At 62.9% G+C, this 13,495-nt stretch carries 11 protein-coding genes; 7 read left to right on the top strand and 4 right to left on the bottom strand.

Features of this window, described 5'->3' with window-relative positions; genetic code table 11:
* The first annotated feature begins 288 nt into the window (after nucleotides 1-288).
* The 3 genes from HD883_RS16195 to HD883_RS16185 all read left to right on the top strand — a co-directional run bounded on the left by HD883_RS16195 (nucleotide 289) and on the right by HD883_RS16185 (nucleotide 3,527).
* Nucleotides 289-1,263, top strand: coding sequence for a LysR substrate-binding domain-containing protein (locus HD883_RS16195; RefSeq protein WP_257022238.1), 975 nt, complete (start codon nucleotides 289-291; stop codon nucleotides 1,261-1,263).
* A 107-nt stretch (nucleotides 1,264-1,370) separates the two neighbouring features.
* A complete protein-coding gene (locus HD883_RS16190; protein WP_179583633.1) occupies nucleotides 1,371-2,438 on the top strand; it encodes an aromatic ring-hydroxylating dioxygenase subunit alpha in 1,068 nt (355 codons plus the stop codon).
* Between the two features lie 93 nt (nucleotides 2,439-2,531).
* A complete protein-coding gene (locus HD883_RS16185; RefSeq protein WP_179583635.1) occupies nucleotides 2,532-3,527 on the top strand; it encodes a Bug family tripartite tricarboxylate transporter substrate binding protein in 996 nt (331 codons plus the stop codon).
* A gap of 9 nt (nucleotides 3,528-3,536) precedes the next feature.
* Here HD883_RS16185 and HD883_RS16180 read toward each other — a convergent pair whose 3' ends face one another.
* The 3 genes from HD883_RS16180 to HD883_RS16170 form a co-directional block, all read right to left on the bottom strand.
* Entirely contained in the window at nucleotides 3,537-5,765 is a 2,229-nt protein-coding gene (locus HD883_RS16180) for a phosphocholine-specific phospholipase C (protein ID WP_179583637.1), read from the bottom strand.
* Nucleotides 5,766-5,783: 18 nt separating this feature from the next.
* Nucleotides 5,784-5,933 (bottom strand): hypothetical protein, encoded by a 150-nt coding sequence (locus HD883_RS16175; protein ID WP_179583639.1) that lies wholly within the window; start codon nucleotides 5,931-5,933, stop codon nucleotides 5,784-5,786.
* A 143-nt stretch (nucleotides 5,934-6,076) separates the two neighbouring features.
* Nucleotides 6,077-7,003: a LysR family transcriptional regulator gene (locus HD883_RS16170; protein ID WP_179583641.1), complete on the bottom strand. Its 927-nt coding sequence runs from the start codon at nucleotides 7,001-7,003 to the stop codon at nucleotides 6,077-6,079.
* A 206-nt stretch (nucleotides 7,004-7,209) separates the two neighbouring features.
* Here HD883_RS16170 and HD883_RS16165 point away from each other — a divergent pair, with 206 nt between their 5' ends.
* From HD883_RS16165 to HD883_RS16150, 4 genes are read left to right on the top strand one after another with little or no spacing between them, the layout of a single operon-like run.
* Nucleotides 7,210-9,282 (top strand): hydantoinase/oxoprolinase family protein, encoded by a 2,073-nt coding sequence (locus HD883_RS16165; RefSeq protein ID WP_179583643.1) that lies wholly within the window; start codon nucleotides 7,210-7,212, stop codon nucleotides 9,280-9,282.
* Nucleotides 9,279-11,048, top strand: coding sequence for a hydantoinase B/oxoprolinase family protein (locus HD883_RS16160; RefSeq protein WP_179583645.1), 1,770 nt, complete (start codon nucleotides 9,279-9,281; stop codon nucleotides 11,046-11,048). Before HD883_RS16165 ends, HD883_RS16160 begins: the two co-directional genes overlap by 4 nt.
* 47 nt (nucleotides 11,049-11,095) lie before the next feature.
* On the top strand, nucleotides 11,096-12,079 hold the full coding sequence (locus tag HD883_RS16155; RefSeq protein ID WP_179583647.1) for a Bug family tripartite tricarboxylate transporter substrate binding protein: 984 nt from the start codon (nucleotides 11,096-11,098) through the stop codon (nucleotides 12,077-12,079).
* Complete coding sequence (locus HD883_RS16150) at nucleotides 12,076-12,444, top strand: hypothetical protein (RefSeq protein WP_179583649.1); 369 nt, start codon at nucleotides 12,076-12,078, stop codon at nucleotides 12,442-12,444. Before HD883_RS16155 ends, HD883_RS16150 begins: the two co-directional genes overlap by 4 nt.
* On the opposite strand, the gene HD883_RS16145 is transcribed toward HD883_RS16150, so the two are convergent.
* Complete coding sequence (locus HD883_RS16145; RefSeq protein ID WP_179583651.1) at nucleotides 12,428-13,444, bottom strand: ABC transporter substrate-binding protein; 1,017 nt, start codon at nucleotides 13,442-13,444, stop codon at nucleotides 12,428-12,430. The genes HD883_RS16150 and HD883_RS16145 overlap by 17 nt on opposite strands.
* Nucleotides 13,445-13,495 lie beyond the last annotated feature (51 nt).

Genomic DNA, 13,495 nt, shown 5'->3' with positions numbered 1-13,495 from the left:
CCTAGGACCGCGCTATGTGATGGCCGGTGTCGCGTCGCGGCTCGCTACCCGGCCTTTTTCTATCCGCGAAGTCATTGTGCTGCGGCGTTTGGCCTGCGCCCATCAGCCTTTGGTGAGACGTAGACGGCGGTGATGGTCTAGTCCAATTCCTGTCCGGAAAGATGTAGACGGATGGGCTATCGGGGAGGTGGATGAGGCGTGGTGGGGTCCCCACGCCGCCCCGGGCTAGACTGCAACGTGGCCCGGCCCCTGGCAGCCGGGTTTTTCGCCGACCGCTTTGAGGCACCCATGACCTCGCACACCCCGCGTGCACCGTCCCACTCGCTGAACCTGAACCAGCTGCCGCTCAATCATCTGCGCAGCTTCCTGGTGATCGGGCGGCACCAGAGCCTGATGCGCGCGGCCGAAGACATGCACCTGACCGCGTCGGCGCTCAGCCACCAGTTGAGCGCGCTGGAAGAACGCCTGGGCGCCAAGCTGTTCCTGCGCCATGGCCGCGGCCTGGCGTTCACGGACGTGGGCCGGCGCCTGCATGCGCGGGTCGAGACCTGTCTGGCCGAGCTGGACGAGGCGCTGCAGGAAGCGGCCCGGCCCGCGCCCGAACGCGACCTGGTCGTCAGTGCACTGCATACCTTCGCGACCCGCTGGCTGCTGCCGCGCTTCACGCGGTTTCCGGCGCAGGTCGCCAACACCGAGATCCGCATCTCGCGCATCGATACCAATTTCGATCACGACAACGTGGACTGCGCGGTGTTCTATGGCGACGGCTGCTGGCCCGGCCTGACCGCCGAATTCCTGCAAGACGAATACTTGATGCTGGTCTGTGATCCCTCGGTGCGGGCGCGTCACACGCTGGACCACTACGCCGATGTCTTGCACCACGATCTGCTGGCCGCCAAGGCCCGGCCCGAAGACTGGACCCTGTGGTGCGCGGCGGCCGGCATCACGCGGGATCCGTCGCAACGCCAATTGACCCTGGAAAGCCGCAACCTGGTGATCGAGGCGGCTGAATCCGGACTGGGGCTGGCCGTGGTCGATCCGCGCATGGTGGCCAAGGAGCTGGCCGCCGGCCGGCTGGTGTCGCCCTGGGACTTGCGGGTGCAGGGGCCGGGCGCCTACTACCTGGTCTACCCCGATGACCGCCCGCTCAGCAGCAAGGCGATGGCCTTCCGCGCCTGGCTGATCGATGAGTTTCGCAACGATATCGATGCACTGCACAACGATGTCGATGCGCATCACAACGATCCCGGCGCGCCGGCATGAAAATCCGTCAACTCTGAACTTAGGAACTTTCGTTTGTGCGGCGGGTGCGCGCTGCCTAGCATGAGGTCCTGTTGTCCACCCGCCGGGTGGCCGGAAAAGGATCTTGCATGGCTTACTTGCGCAACGCCTGGTATGTCGCAGCCTGGGGACACGAAGTCACCCGCACGCTGCGGCCCCGCACGCTTCTGAACGAACCGGTGGTGCTCTACCGCCAGCTTGACGGTACGCCCGCCGCGATTGCCGACCGGTGCCCGCACCGCTTCGCACCGCTGCATCTTGGCCGGCTCATCGGTGACGCCGTCGAATGCGGCTATCACGGGCTCAAGTTCGATTGTTCCGGCGCCTGTGTCGAGAACCCGCATGGCGACCAGCGCATTCCGGCGGCTGCTCGCGTGCGCGCCTATCCCCTGGTCGAGCAGGACGGACTGGTGTGGATCTGGATGGGCGATGCGGCCCGTGCCGACGCGTCCCAGGTGCCTGCCTACCGCTACCTGGCCGACCCGTCCTTCAAGACCATCGGCAATGTGATGCTGCAGCAGGCCAACTACCAGCTGGTGGTGGACAACCTGATGGACCTGACGCACGTCAACTTCCTGCATGCGCCGTACCAGAAGACGGATGAGCTGCTGGTGGCGCCGCACGACGTCACCCAGACCGGGCGCACCCTGGACAGCCGCCGCGCCATCCCGTCCACCCGCGCGCCGCAATCGTTCACGCCCTTTCTGGCGGATCCGGAAGCGCCGGTGGCGTACTGGCTGGACATGCACTGGCAGGCGCCGGGTGCGTGTCGGCTGGAAGTCGGCGTGACGCCGGTGGGCCAGCCACGCAGCGCGGGCATCCTGCGCCGGGGCACCCACATCGTCACCCCCGAAACCGACACCACCACCCATTATTTCTACGCCAGTTCCCGCAACTATCTGCTGGATGATCCCAAGGCCGACCAGGAAACCACCAACTGGCAGCAGGTCGGTTTCCATGAGCAGGACAAGCCCATGCTGGAAGCCGTGCAGCAGCGCATGGGGACGACGGACCTGGATGCGTTGCGGCCCGTGCTGTTGTCGTCGGACCTGGCGGCCATTCGGGTGCGACGCATACTGAAGGAATTGATGGCTGACGAAGCCCGCGGCAATGTGGACCGCCTGCCGAATGGCAGTGTACTGACGATGGATGCGTGATCCGCTTCGATCGGATCCGACCTGACCTGCTCTGCCCGACCGCGGACGCCAGAAAAGCCGCGGCGATACGAACGACAAAGAGAGACGACAATCATGACCCGACTTCCCTCGACCCTTTCCTGTGCCGCCCTGGCCGTGTCCCTGGCTGCACCGTTGGCCATCCCGGCCAGCGCCGTCGCCGCCGATGCGCCGTTCCCCTCGCGCCCGGTCAAGCTGATCGTGGCGCAGGCCGCGGGCGGCGGCCCCGATGTGCTGGCGCGGCTGATCGCGCAGGAACTGGGCGAGGCCTGGAAGCAGCCGGTCATCGTCGAAAACAAGCTGGGCGCGGCCGGCGCCATTGCCGCCGAGTACGCGGCGCGTGCCCCGGCCGACGGCTACACCCTGTTCGTGGCCAGTGCCGGCATCATGACCATTGCGCCCGCCATGGACGCCAAGCTGCCCTACACGCCGGCCGAGTTTTCGCCCATGATCCACCTGGCGTCCTTGTCCAACGTGTTCGTGGTCAACAGCCAGTCACCCATCAAGACCATGCCTGCCCTGGTCGACAAGGCCAGGCAGGCGCCGACCGGCTTCAGCTTTGCATCCATGGGGCCGGGGTCGACCGGACAGATTTCAGGCGAGATGCTGGTGCGCAGTGCAGGCGTCAAGATCGTGCAGGTCGCGTACAAGGGTGAAGCGCAGGCTGTGACCGACATTCGCGGCGGCCATCTGGACTTCATGGCGGCCGGCTTGCCGGTGGCCCTGCCGCAGGTCAAGGCGGGCGTGCTGACGCCCCTTGCCGTGACGGGATCGAAGCGGACCGCGGCCCTGCCTGACGTGCCCACCATGCAGGAACTGGGCTACACGGGGTACGACGTCTCGCAGTGGTACGCCCTGTATGCGCCGGTGGCCACGCCGCGCCCGATCCAGGACGCCGTCACCCGCGCGGTGCAGGCGGTGCTGGCCAAACCTGCCGTGCAGAAGCAGGTGATGGAACTGGGCATGGACCTGACCAACGACGCGCAAAAGGACTTTGCGGCATTCGACCGGACCGAGCGCGCCAAGTGGGCCGTCTTCATGAAAACCGGCGGTGACATGGCGGCCCGGTAAGGTCCGGAGTCAGCCCATCGCCGGGTCGCTGACCGAGTGTTCCCCTGTTTCGACACGCCCTGCAAAGCGGCGGTAGAAGGCCGGGTCGGCGTCGCAGGTCACGGCAAAGTCATACCAGCGGCCACTGTCGGCCAGGGACCAATGTTGTGAAGACGTCGCGCCACCGGCCACCGTGGCCGTCCACGGACCGTCCTTCCGATACGCCATCGACACGATGCTGAACTGCACCGAACTCGCGCCGCCGTTCATCATCTCGGCATAGACATGGCCATTGGCGATGTCGTAGCAGACACGAATCTCGGGCGATGCCTTGCTTGCGGCAAGACGGGTCGTATCGCCCTTGAAGTGACGATGGAAGCCATTGGGGCCCAACACCCACAGATCGTAGCGGCCCGCGTCGGCGGCCTGCGTTGTCCAGGTGTCATCCAGCGTCTTGCCCGCTTCCACGACATAGCGGCGCGGAATGCGGTCCAGGTGCAGCGAGTCATACACATGGAACACGGCGGCGCGCTGCCCGGTATTGGCGAACAGCAACTGCACCGAACCGTTCGCGTTGGCGCGGGCACTGGTGTGCAACTCGTACGCCAGCGCGCGGGACGGCCGCCCGCCACTGGCCTGCAACGGCAGCTGCATGTCGGTCGGCACCGGCACCGCGGGCAGCGCCTGCTGCGCCGTGCGCAACTGGTCGGCGGCATCCCGCGTCGTGCGGCCCTTGAGCGTCGGCAAGGTTTCGGTATTGGGCGTCTTGAAATTGAACGCGCTCAACAGATCGCCACAGACCGCACGGCGATACGGGCTGATGTTCGGTTCCTGCACCCCGAAGCGCGCCTCAAGAAAACGCAGCACCGACGTGTGATCGAACACCTCGGAATTGACCCAGCCGCCCCGGCTCCAGGGCGAGATCACGTACAGCGGCACGCGTGGACCCGGACCGTAGACACGATTGTCGGGAGCCGGCTGACCCTTGCTGCCCTGCGGCGCCGGATGGCGGAAATATTCGGCGGCCATGGCGGAGTCGCTCAGCGTCGACTTGCCCGCCAGCGTGTTGTCGGCATTCAAAGACGGCGCCGACGGCGACGGCACATGATCGAAGTAGCCGTCGTTCTCGTCGAAGTTGACGATCAGCACGGTCTTGCTCCACACCTCCGGATTGGCCGTCAGCGCGTCCAGCACTTCCTGCAGGAACCAGGCGCCCTGCACCGGGCTTGATGGACCCGGATGCTCGCAATAGATCGACGGCGCATTGACCCACGACACCTGCGGCAGCTTGCCCGCCTTGATATCGCGCTTGAACGCGTCCAGGTATTCCTCGGGCTTCGTGCCCGGCAGGGTATTGGCCACGCCCTTGTACAGCGGGTTGCCGGCATTGTCCTTGGCCGCGTCATACGCTTTGTAAGGCAGCGTCTGCGCCGTCAGGTCATACGGCTTGCCAGGCGATCCGCCGCTCGACACCGGATAGCCTGACGCCAGATTGGCTTTGCGAAACTGCTGGAACGCGCCCAGCATGTTGTCGCCCCATTCGTCAGGCATGTTCTGGTACGAGATCCAGCTGATCCCCGCCGCTTCCAGGCGCTCGGCATACGTGGTCCACGTGTAGCCCACATTGGCCGACGACGGCAGCCCGTCGATCGCATCCCACTCGTTGTTCACGAACGCCGTGCCCTGCGCCGTCGGCCCGTTCGTACCGGTGATGTGGAACGACCGGTTCGCATCCGTGCCCGTGTGCATGGAGCAATGATAGGCATCGCAGATCGTGAAGGCATTGGCCAGCGCGAACTGGAAAGGAATCTCGCTTTCCTTGAAGTAGCCCATCGAAATGTCTTTCTTCTGCGTCGGCCAGTTGGTCATGCGGCCGTTGTCCCACGCTTTCTGGCTGTCGACCCACGTATGGTTCGCACCCGCGGCGCGCTGCGCATTGTTCTTGCTGCCATCCAGGTGATAAGGCGTCAGCACCGTTCCGTTGGAGCGTTCCTGCTGCCACACACTGCGGCCATTGGGCAGCGGAATCGTGATGCGATCGCCAAACCCGCGCACGCCATTGAGCGTGCCGAAGTAGTGGTCGAACGACCGGTTTTCCTGCATCAGGATCACGACGTGCTCGACGTCCTTGATCGTGCCGGTGACGTTGTTGGCCTCGATCGCGAGGGCCTTGCGGATGCTGGGCGGAAAGGCGGCCAGCGCGGCCGAGGCGAACCCGGCGGTGCTGGCGGCTTTGATGAATTGGCGGCGTGATGTCATGACAGGGGGCCAGTAAGGTCAGGGCGCGCAGCGCATGACGGCTTGCGGCTGCGGCTGCGACGGGGTGGAGTCATTGCCACCGGCCGCATCGTCACCGCCACAGGCGGACAGACAGGCGGCCAGCAGCGCCATCGCGGCAAGGCGCGAGGCGAAGAAGGCGGAGGTCATGAAGGAGGGGACTGCGCACGTTGAATCGGCTACGAGGCGGCTCCCGGTGGGCAACCGCTATCGTGAGAAAGTGCGCGAATGGTAGAGGCGCGTCATGACGGTCGAGTGACACGATTCTGACGGGAAGATGAAAAGGGGACGCCTTACTTCGGCAGGTCTCTGATGTACGCGGTCAGCTCCGAGATGAATATCCGGGTCCGTGCCGACACTCGGCCGCCCGGGTAAAGCAGCCAGGTCGCGAGCGACGAGCCGTCCGAGTTGACGCATTCGTACTCGTCCAGAAGACAGACAAGTTCGCCGTTTTTGACCGCATCGCGCACTGATCCCGTGCTTGCCTGGATGATGCCCATGCCATGCCGGGCCAAGGCGATCAAAGGCAGATAGCTGTTGCTGAAAAGCAGTTGATGGACCCGTTGCCGGATCACATCTGTGCCTTTCCTGAAGGTCCAGTACCCATCGATTGCCTGCTGATGCGTGAGGCAGTCGTGTTCGATCAAGGACTCGATCGACGTCGGTTTCCCGCGGCGCGCCAGATAGGACGGCGCCGCGCACAGGACTCGGCGGTAGTCCCTGATCCGGACGCCCTTGAGCGTTGAATCAGGCAACCGGCCGGACTGGATCGCCACGTCGTAATCCCGTTTCTCGATGCCCACAATGTCGTCCATGATGGCAATCGAAAACCGGATCCTGGGGTACCTCCGAGAGAACGCGGCCAGAAACGCAGGGGTCAGGATCGTCGAGACGTATTCACTCATCACAAGGCGCAAATTTCCCGCCAATTGACCTTGCAAGGCGTCGATGTCATCGGTCAGCCGGTCGTGATGGGCCAGCACATCGCGCGCCCAGGCGAGCGTCAGCACGCCAGCCTCTGTCAGATGGATCCTGCGCGTGGTCCGGTCAAATAACCGCGTGTCCAGTTCCGCTTCGAGCCGACCTATCTTGCGTGCCGCCAGCGACGGCGCGATCTGCCACGCCCGGGCCGCGGCCGAGATGCTTTGCCGTTCGACGACCTCCACGAAAAGCCCGAGCAGTTCCAGCGAAATTCTTGAGCCGGCAGTGTCTTCTGTCATGGCGTGGGGATGACCGGGTGCGTGAGAAGGGCAATGGCGTGACCGTACCGCGCAGCTCCAGTCAGGGCAAGGGCGATTTGTGCAAATTCTGTCACGCCGCTAAGACGAAAAGCGAGTGTTCGATCGCCTGCCTGCTCGCTACCATGACTGCGCCACCTGCCGATTTCGAAGGTTGGCGATCAAGACCTATCTAGCGAGACAGAACAATGAAAAAAGGCAGCCGGCTTGCGGCCGACATTGGCGGCACGTTCACTGACGTTGCATATTTCGACTCGTCGACCGGCGCCATGTCTCTGGGGAAAACACTGAGTACCCCGCAGCACCTGGTCGAAGGCATAGCCGACGGGGTAAGCAAGGCGGGCACACGGTTCGCGGACGCAGAGATCTTCTTGCATGGATCGACCGTCGCGATCAACACCCTGCTTGAGCGCAAAGGTGCGAAGACAGCGCTGCTGATTACAGAAGGGTTCCGAGACGTCTACGAGATCGGTCGCATCAATCGCCCGGATGCCTACAACCTGTTCTTTACCAAGCACGTTCCGTTGGTCGAAAGGGACTTGCGCTTCGAAGTGCGGGAGCGGTTGACTGCCGAGGGCAGGGTCCATGTGCCCCTGGACGAATTCGGTGTCCACCGCATTTGCGATGCCTTGATCGAGCAGGGCGTGGATGCGGTGGGCATTCTGCTGCTGCATTGTTACGCGAACCCTGCGCACGAAATCACCGTCAAAAAAATCGTGCAGGAACGTCTGCCCCACGCGTTCGTCAGTGCTTCACATGAGTTGTCGCAGGAATACAGAGAGTTCGAGCGGTGCTCGACCGTTGTCGCCAATGCCTACGTGGGGCCGGTCGTCAGCAGGTATGTCGCCGAGATCGAAACACGCCTGCGTGACGAGTCGTTTCGTGGTGCGTTTCTTCTCGTTCAGTCCACTGGAGGACTGTATGAGTCGGCTCAGGCGCAGCAACACTGTGTCCGCATGCTGGAATCGGGCCCCGCTGCCGGCGTCATCGGCGCCCATGCGCTTTGCGCCGAATTGGGCTTGGCGAACGCGATCGCTTTCGACATGGGGGGCACCACGGCAAAGGCGGGAGTCATTTTCGAATCGAACGTCCTGACGACCAACATCGCCTTGGTGGGCGGGTACAACCAGGGACTGCCCATTCAGATTCCACTCGTCGACGTGTTCGAAGTTGGCACCGGCGGAGGCAGCATTGCAGAAGTGGACTCGTCGGGTTCCTTGCATGTGGGGCCCCGCAGCGCAGGCGCCGAGCCGGGCCCCGCGTGCTACGCAAGAGGGGGCCTGGCCCCCACCGTTACCGACGCGAACCTGGTTCTTGGGCGTTTGGGGGCAGACACCTTCCTTGGCGGTGAAATGCGCCTGGATGTCCCCAGCGCGCAATCCGCCATCGCTGAACGGATCGCCACGCCGCTCGGATTGGATCTGCTCGACGCTGCGAACGGCATTCTTCGCATCGCGGTGACCAAAATGTCGTATGCGGTGAAAGGGGTATCAACGGAACGCGGGCTGGATGCCGCGGCGTTTACCCTCATTGCTTACGGCGGTGCGGGCCCATTGCATGCTTCATCCATTGCTCGCGAGATCGGCATGACGCACGTGATCATTCCGCGTGCTCCCGGGCACTTCTGCGCGTTCGGCATGTTGCATTCAGACCTTCGATACGACTTCGTCAAGACAACGTTCAGAAAACTCGCCGACGTGGATTTCCAGGAAATCAATGACGAGTTCGCATCCCTGGCTGCGCAAGGCAGTGCTGCCCTTGACGGCGCCGCCATCACCCCGAACGTTGTACGCGTGACCTACTCGGCCGACATGCGCTATGTCGGGCAAGAGCACTCGGTGACGGTCGTGCTTGACGCCCAGTTGTTGGAGCGACAAGACCGCGATGCCATCAAGCAGCATTTCGACAGGGTGCACCAGCAACGCTATGGCACCTGCGCACCGACAGAAAAAGTGGAGATCGTGACGCTTCGTGCCGCAACGACTGGGGTCATGGCAAAGCCCATGATGGAGAAGATCGCTGCGGGAACGACCGTGTGCCCCGCAACGGCATCTGCCGGCTCCCGGCCGGTTGTTTTCCTGGACGGCAGCAGCAATGTCATGACGCCAATTTTCAGGCGGGACGGGCTGCTGTCCAACAACCGCATTGTCGGTCCCGCCTTGATCGAAGAACATGCGTCGACAACGGTCATCTTCCCGGGCGATGTCGTCGATGTGGACGCCTTCGGAAATCTTCACATCACGCTGGGAGCTGCACAATGACCTCGCCCGTTGAAAGCGCAGGGGTACTGTCCGCTGATCAGGACATTCCCCGTCCCGACGCGGTCCTGACCGAAATCGTGCGCAATGGTGTGCTCGCGGTGACCGAGGAAATGAAGACCAACCTCATGCGCACCGCCTACAACATGATCATCTATGAGGCCCTGGATTTTACGGTGGGCCTGTTCACGGCACGGGGCGAAACCATCTCGATAGGTATCGGCTTGCCCAGTTTCATCCGGGGCATGGCAAATACCGTCAAAGAGAAACTGTCCAGGTACGGTGTCGACGGTATTGCCCCAGGTGACATCCTGGTCACCAATGATGCGTACATCACCGGCAGTCACCTGAATCACTTCACGTTCAGTCAACCGATCTTTTCCGGCGGACAGTTGACCGCATGGGCGTGCTGCATGGCGCACTGGCCCGATGTTGGCGGGTCCTTGGGCGGGCCGACTTCGGACATCTTCTCGGAAGGACTGCAGATACCCATACTCAAGTATTCGCATGCCGGCCGTATCAACGAGGACCTTGTCGACATCATCAAGGCGAACGTCCGGTTGCCAGAGCGTGCGATGGGCGACCTTCGCGCGCAGATCGTTGCGGTAACGACAGGGACGAAACGGTTCACCGAATTGCTGGACCGATATGGCCGTGACAACGTACTGGGCGCGATTGCCAACATCATGGATCGGTCGGAAGCTGCCGCGCGCGCAAGGACGCGTTCCATTCCGGACGGTGTCTACGAAGCGGAGTCCTTCATGGATGACGACGGATTGCAGATCGGCAAGCATGTGCCCATCAAGGTCCGGGTCATCAAGTGCGGTGACGAGCTGACTGTCGATTTGTCGGAAGTCAGCCCGCAAGTGCAGGGGTTTTTCAACTCCGGGCCCAGCACCGGGTATTCATGCGCACAGGTCGCCTACAAGTGCCTGACGTCGCCAACCGACTATCCGATCAATGAAGGCAGCTTCAGGCCGCTCAAGGTCATCGTGCCAAGCGGCACGGTTGTCAGCGCGGTCAAGCCCGCTGCGATGCGCAAGTGGATGACGTTCCCCATGACGGTGGTGGATACCATCTTCAAGGCCATGGTGGCAGCCATTCCGGACCGCACGATCGCCGCGCATCATGCCGACCTGGTGATCACGCTATTCCACGGCATTGCCCCCGTGGACGGCAAGTTCTTCATCGGATTCATCGGTCCGACGGGTGGGGGCTGGGGCGCGAAACACAACGGTGACGGCATGAGCGGCGTCGTATGTTCCAACGACGGCGACACGCATAACAGTCCATGCGAACAACTGGAAGCGAAGTACCCGATCCTGATCGAGCGGCACGCGTTACGGCCGGATTCAGGGGGGGCAGGCCGGTTTCGTGGCGGCCTCGGGACGGAGGTAGTCGTGCAGGCAAGGTCCACCATTTCCGTCGACATCCAGGCTGACCGAATGCAGTGCGCACCCTGGGGTCTTGAAGGAGGCCATGCCGGATTGCCCAATGACGTTCGGGTCACGATGAAAGGCGAACGCGGAGAGGAAACCCTCGCCGGGAAGATTCGGAGTCAACGTCTTCGTGCGGGCGATCGCCTGTATCTGCGCGCGGGCGGCGGAGGTGGCTTTGGTCCACCAGAGGATCGCGATCCGATGGCGGTTGTACGGGACGTCAGGCACGGCTATGTCAGCGCGGTTGCGGCAAGGGACAGGTATCGGGTCGTCCTGGACGACATGGGCGAGCTTGATGAGGTGGCAACGATAGCGCTGCGGGCCTCCTAGCCAGTGACGCAACGATGAATCATAAAAAATAGTGGACGGAGACAACCATGATCTACTCGATTTCATCTGTGGTGCGACGCGTGCTTCTGGCGCTGACGTGTGTCGTAGTTCAGTGCCTGGGCGTTGCCGCGCAGGCTGACACATTCCCGAGCCGTCCAGTCATGCTGGTGGTTCCTTACCCTCCGGGAGGCGGCGCGGACATCCTGGCTCGCGCCGTTGCGCAGCAACTGGGACAGGAGTGGAAGCAGCCTGTCATCGTGGAGTCCAAGCCGGGCGGCGGAACAATGATCGCAGCAGATTATGTTGCACGCGCCAAGCCGGATGGCTACACGCTTCTGCTCAGTGTGACTCAGCACGCGATTGCGGTCTCGCAGTTCAAGAAGCAGCCCTATAACTATCTGACTGATCTTGCAGCGGTAGGTTTGTTGAGCGACAGCCCATTCATCCTGGTGGTCCCACCGAACTCCGCCGTTCAAACGTTTCCGCAATTGGTGGATCTCATCAAGGCAAAAGGTAGCGCCCTGAATTTTGGATCGTCGGGGTTGGGGAGCGTGCCGCATCTGAGCGGCGAGATGTTGAATCGGGCATTGAATGCCAGGGCTGCGCACATTCCCTATCCGGGAACGGCGCCCGCGTTCGCGGCGTTGATGGGCGGTCAGATCGATTATCTGTTTGGCGATACTTCGGTGCTGCCAAGCATCAAGGCAGGCAAGGTCAAGGCCCTGGCGGTGACGACCGGCAAGCGTAGCCCGAGCCTGCCTGACGTACCCGCCATGTCGGAATTTCTTCCGGGCTTTTCTTTGTCATCGTGGGTGGCTATCGAGGCGCCGGCGGCGACACCGCGGCCGGTGGTGACGAGCATCAACGCGAGCATCCAGAAGATTCTGAAGTCCCCCGAGCTGATGGCGAACTATGAAGCAACTGCCAAGGAGCCGTTGTTTTCCACGCCGGCTCAGTTCACGGAGTTCAAGGTGAATGAGGTCCAGAAGTTCCAGAAGCTTATTAACGACATCGGCATGGCGCAAGAGTGACAACGCCTCTTTCTGTGCAGGCCATCGCCGCTGCCGGCCGGTGGACAAGGCTGGTCCAGGGCCACATTCCCCTGGCCGGCCTGTCGTGCATGTGCAGTGCGGGATTCGAAGGCATCAGCGTGGCTGATTTCGAACAGGACGTACTGGATTATCTCTTTGCCAAGCATGGCGCCGACCCGGCGCTCGCCGTGCTGTTTGCGCAGGCCGGATGTTCCGCGGAGGGTGGCGGCAGCGTCCTGACCCTGCTGCAAACCATCGCCCAGGCACGTCAACATGCGCCGGGAGCGAGCCGGCTGCTGACGGATCTGGACTCGTCGCTGCGATCCTTCGAAGAGAGTCACGCAGGCACTACGGCAACACGTTGACCTTATCCACCAGTTCGGTCGTGAAAGCCTTGCGGTAATCGACGCCGGGCGCCAGCAGTTTTTCCTGCACCATGAAGTCGTACGTGGCCTTCCAGCGGGCATCGGTCATGGTCAGCAGGCCGCGCTTGGCCGCGTCACCGCCGTCCACCAGCCTGGCCTGCTTCAATGCCTTTACGCCGTAGTCGAGCAGCGCCGGGGTCATCTGCGGATTGTCTTTCAGGATCAGCGCGTTGCCGGCGGCGGGGTTGGCCAGGTAGTTCTTCCAGCCTTCGGCGCTGGCTTGCACGAAGCGCTGCAGCGCGTCGCGCTTGGCGTTCAGCGCGGTGCGTGTCGTGACCAGCGTTTGCGCATAGGGCGGATAGCCGTATTCACCCAGCAGAAAGACCGTGGGCTTCTGTTTGGTCTGTTGTTCGATCGTGTAGGGCTCGGACGCCAGGTAGCCTTGGGTGGCCGATTGTTTGTCGACCAGGAAGGGCTGGACCGAGAAGGTGTATGGCTTTTTTTGTGCGTCGGTAAAGCCGTACTTGGTCTTGAGCCAGGGCCAGAAGGTGGTCTCGCTGGCCTGGCCGATGAACAGGGTGCGGCCTTTCAGGTCGGCCAGGGTCTTGGGGCCGGGGTGCGATACCAGGACCGTGGGCGATTGCTGGAACGTGGTGGCGATGGTGACCAGCGGCAGGCCTTGTTCCACGCCCTTGTAGGTCTGCAGGTCGTCACCCATGGCGACGTCGTACTGGCCGGCCAGCAGCAATTGCATGCCGTTGACTTGCGGGCCGCCCATCTTGATCGTGACGTCCAGGCCGTGCTTGCGATAGATGCCATCCGCAACCGCCTGATAGAAGCCGCCGTGTTCGGCCTGGGCGTACCAGTTCGACCCGAAGGTAAGTTTGGTGGGGGCGGCTTGGGCGTGCAGGGCAGCCGGGGCCAGGGTCGCGCTGAGCACGCTCAGGGCGAGTGTCAACGTGGAAAGCAGCGGAGCAGAGGGCAGGCGGGCAAAGGGCATGGAGACTCCGGGCAGGGCCGTGGTGCGGGCGGGTCGGTCAGGCGTGGCTTC

The organism is Pigmentiphaga litoralis, assembly GCF_013408655.1.
Taxonomy (GTDB): Bacteria; Pseudomonadota; Gammaproteobacteria; order Burkholderiales; family Burkholderiaceae_B; genus Pigmentiphaga; species Pigmentiphaga litoralis_A.
The sequence above is the reverse complement of the archived record's forward strand: the minus strand, read 5'-3'. Positions and strand labels throughout refer to the sequence as shown.

What these genes read in the sequence shown, in the direction of transcription:
- HD883_RS16195 (WP_257022238.1), top strand. Translation starts at nt 289, where the DNA reads ATGACCTCGCACACCCCGCGTGCACCGTCCCACTCGCTGAACCTGAAC.
- HD883_RS16190 (WP_179583633.1), top strand. Translation starts at nt 1,371, where the DNA reads ATGGCTTACTTGCGCAACGCCTGGTATGTCGCAGCCTGGGGACACGAA.
- HD883_RS16185 (WP_179583635.1), top strand. Translation starts at nt 2,532, where the DNA reads ATGACCCGACTTCCCTCGACCCTTTCCTGTGCCGCCCTGGCCGTGTCC.
- HD883_RS16180 (WP_179583637.1), bottom strand. Translation starts at nt 5,765, where the DNA reads ATGACATCACGCCGCCAATTCATCAAAGCCGCCAGCACCGCCGGGTTC.
- HD883_RS16175 (WP_179583639.1), bottom strand. Translation starts at nt 5,933, where the DNA reads ATGACCTCCGCCTTCTTCGCCTCGCGCCTTGCCGCGATGGCGCTGCTG.
- HD883_RS16170 (WP_179583641.1), bottom strand. Translation starts at nt 7,003, where the DNA reads ATGACAGAAGACACTGCCGGCTCAAGAATTTCGCTGGAACTGCTCGGG.
- HD883_RS16165 (WP_179583643.1), top strand. Translation starts at nt 7,210, where the DNA reads ATGAAAAAAGGCAGCCGGCTTGCGGCCGACATTGGCGGCACGTTCACT.
- HD883_RS16160 (WP_179583645.1), top strand. Translation starts at nt 9,279, where the DNA reads ATGACCTCGCCCGTTGAAAGCGCAGGGGTACTGTCCGCTGATCAGGAC.
- HD883_RS16155 (WP_179583647.1), top strand. Translation starts at nt 11,096, where the DNA reads ATGATCTACTCGATTTCATCTGTGGTGCGACGCGTGCTTCTGGCGCTG.
- HD883_RS16145 (WP_179583651.1), bottom strand. Translation starts at nt 13,444, where the DNA reads ATGCCCTTTGCCCGCCTGCCCTCTGCTCCGCTGCTTTCCACGTTGACA.